Source organism: Spirosoma utsteinense (assembly GCF_014282275.1).
Classification (GTDB): domain Bacteria; phylum Bacteroidota; class Bacteroidia; order Cytophagales; family Spirosomataceae; genus Spirosoma; species Spirosoma utsteinense.
In genome coordinates, this window is the sequence record NZ_VFIA01000117.1 from 1 (window position 1) to 2,876 (window position 2,876).

Sequence of the window (2,876 nt, forward strand, 5' to 3'; positions counted from 1 at the left end):
TTCAGTTTACGTTTTGATGGGTAAAACGTAAACTGAAAGTTTCTAGACCGTAAACTTTCAGTTTCCAAAGTGTAAACTGACCCCCCTTGATAATCAGGTAGTTACGACCACTTGCTTCTTAGGCTCTTACTATATCCTGTTTAGGGCACTTTTCTGACAGTCGGAGGAAAAGACAGCCGTTTACCACCTTAAAAGCTGACCGTAGGGAGGTTTTTAAGGTGGTAAACATGGCTGGCTACACAATCAGACCAGCAAAGTTAAGTACCGGAGGCAAACCCGCAAACGGAAAATAATTTTCCCTTTCGATCAATACCTAGGTACACATCCAAATCGATATGGTTAGTAGAAAAACTCGAGCTATTATGGAAGACAAATGCGTAGTTCTCGTCGATAGTGATGGAGAAGACTGTTTTATCTTACAGCAGGCATTTAGCCGGTGGGGACCCGGGGTTACTATCGATCAGTTCTGCTCCCCTGAAGAGTTTCTTAGTTCGGCCCAGTGGAAGCTAAATCGCCCAAAAGTAATCCTGTTGGAACTGGTTTTACTGGGTGAGAAAGGCTTGGACTGGCTACCCGTATTTCTCGATCATGAGTGTTGTCACAAGATACCTGTTGTAATGTACTCAGGCTTAGAGACCGAACGCCAGGTGTGTTTGAACTTAGGGGCTGCTGACTTCATTAGAAAGCCGGACAGCTTCTCCGAGATGAAGCTAGTAGTCGATCAGGTTTGGCAAAGTTATTTAGCTTCCTGACGTCAGAACTTGTTAGGAGCCGCACACCGTCTCCAATATTCCATGATAATGGAGATAGTCTCTTCTAACTCAGCCATTGTGTTCTGTTTGATGAAGAAGCCTTGAGCCGACAAACTGTAGGCGTTAATAACCATTTGTTGATTGACTGCCGTAGAGAAAAGCAGGTAAGGAATACATCTGAGTTGTAAGCCCGCATCGATCCGTATTTGGTCTCGTAACCCAAATCCGTCCAGCCGGGGCATGTTGACATCAGAAAGTATTAAAAAGGGAGTAATATTAGTGGCCTTCAAATAGTCAAGGGCTTCCTGTCCATCAAAAAAATAAAGCACCTCATTGGTGTAGCCTAATTTCTTAAATACTTCTAATAGCAGATACTGATCATCAGGGTCATCCTCAATCACCATGACGGGTCCATCATTGTTCATAATCAGTTTTATACAGTGGTCAGTGATAATAGTAATTAGCGATAAAGATAGTCACATAAAGGGTAAACAGCTGTTAGCGGAGTCTGCGACGCTGCTTTAAGTGATTGGGGCTTTGCCCCAAACCCCAGGATTTTCTTAGGCATAGACCACCCCAACTGTACGAAAAAAAGAAAAAATGAAAATATTTGTGACTATAAACCTAAAGTACAGTCTCAATAAAGACAAAAGGGGGAAAGGCAAGGAAGACGGGCTACTAGTAGTTTATCTTTTTTCCTTTTTCCCCTTTTTCCTGCATCTGCGTACAGTTGGGGTGGTCTATGCCTAAGAAAATCCCATGGCCGTAGGACACGAAAAAGGGCAAGTCTAAGTAGACGAGCCCTTTTTAATCGATATGGATTTAATCTAACTAAAGCTTTCAAATAGCCCCGGATGGCTTCAAGCTATCAAGATTGGGGCTCTACTATTTTTGTAATACTCAATCAAGACATTGACAGTAGGTCAATTGTTTCTCACTCCAGTTAGATAACGGAGTCTGCGACGTTACGTTAATGATTGGGGCTTTGCCCCAAACCCCAGGATTTTCTGTCATGTCCCCCACTCAAAGAGTCAAGATGGGGCTACGATCTTCCCTTCTTTGTTGACTCTTTGAGTGGGGGACATGACAGAAAATCCCGTGGCCGTAGGACACGAAAAAGGGCCAGTCTAAGCAGACAAGCCCTTTCCACCTTCCTCTTTTTTAATCTAACCAAAGTCTTTTAAAACCCCCGGAGGCTTGGAGCTAACAATCCGGGGGTGAACGACTCTCGTCGTGGGTCGGCCTATCCTCACGGTTGTGTCCCCACAGAGCCGCTGACGTTTAGCACGGTCTTTTAACTTAGCCTGACTATTCAGCGCCTTTGCAGCGCTTGTGTCCGTTTCAGTCAATATCCTTGTAGTTCTGTTCCTCGAACTTTAAAATGTCTTCTTGAAAGAGATCTAGTTGATTGACGCTTGACTTTTCTTTGTCTCTTTTCTTTTTCACATACATTTTAGTGAAAGCAACTCGATCACCATTAAACACTACTAACGGATTGATAAAATACTTATAGTGTCTATTGCCTCTTGCGATAATACCGCATTCAATTAAGGCAGACAAACCTTCAAAAACGCTTTTTTTAGTCTTGTATTTGGTGTAAGATAGGCAATCTTCTAAGTCAAATGTGAAAACATCTTGTTTTGGCTTAATGGTATTTATCACATACCCGAATACCCTTATAGCCGTGTTTGGGAGATCCCAAAAGGAAGCAAATTGATTCAAATATACCTTCGCAAAACGCTCTTCATCCACCTCTATGAAGCGCATGAATGCAGAATATCCAGTTACTTCTCCTCCTTGTGATACAATTCGCTGAATTTCTGAACTATCCTTAGGCCGAACTATTTGAGTCTTTCTTACGACTCTAATGTCATTGACAGCATTGTCCATAAATGGATTCTCGTCAAATGACGCATAGTCAGTTATTTTCTTATAGCCATTGCTGCTATTCATAAAACAATAGTTTACGAAATCATTCGCAATAATAAACCATAAAAATATTTTCTCCAAACTTTCAGTTTACGTTTTGATGGGTAAAACGTAAACTGAAAGTTTCTAGACCGTAAACTTTCAGTTTCCAAAGTGTAAACTGACCCCCCTTGATAATCAGGTAGTTACGACCAC

Annotated in this window: 3 protein-coding genes; 1 reads left to right on the forward strand and 2 read right to left on the reverse strand. The window is 41.9% G+C overall.

What is annotated here, in order from left to right; all coding sequences use genetic code 11:
* Window positions 1-362: 362 nt before the first annotated feature.
* Window positions 363-752, forward strand: a complete 390-nt coding sequence (locus FH603_RS27890; RefSeq protein WP_186742603.1) for a response regulator — start codon at window positions 363-365, stop codon at window positions 750-752.
* Window positions 753-754: 2 nt separating this feature from the next.
* Here FH603_RS27890 and FH603_RS27895 read toward each other — a convergent pair whose 3' ends face one another.
* Together FH603_RS27895 and FH603_RS27900 are read right to left on the reverse strand one after the other, a co-directional pair.
* Window positions 755-1,177: a response regulator gene (locus FH603_RS27895; protein ID WP_186742605.1), complete on the reverse strand. Its 423-nt coding sequence runs from the start codon at window positions 1,175-1,177 to the stop codon at window positions 755-757.
* 916 nt (window positions 1,178-2,093) lie between these two features.
* Window positions 2,094-2,705, reverse strand: a complete 612-nt coding sequence (locus FH603_RS27900; RefSeq protein WP_186742608.1) for a replication/maintenance protein RepL — start codon at window positions 2,703-2,705, stop codon at window positions 2,094-2,096.
* Window positions 2,706-2,876: the final 171 nt, after the last annotated feature.

Coding starts and splice junctions, on each gene's coding strand:
- FH603_RS27895 (WP_186742605.1), bottom strand. CDS start 1,177: ATGAACAATGATGGACCCGTCATGGTGATTGAGGATGACCCTGATGAT.
- FH603_RS27900 (WP_186742608.1), bottom strand. CDS start 2,705: ATGAATAGCAGCAATGGCTATAAGAAAATAACTGACTATGCGTCATTT.
- FH603_RS27890 (WP_186742603.1), top strand. CDS start 363: ATGGAAGACAAATGCGTAGTTCTCGTCGATAGTGATGGAGAAGACTGT.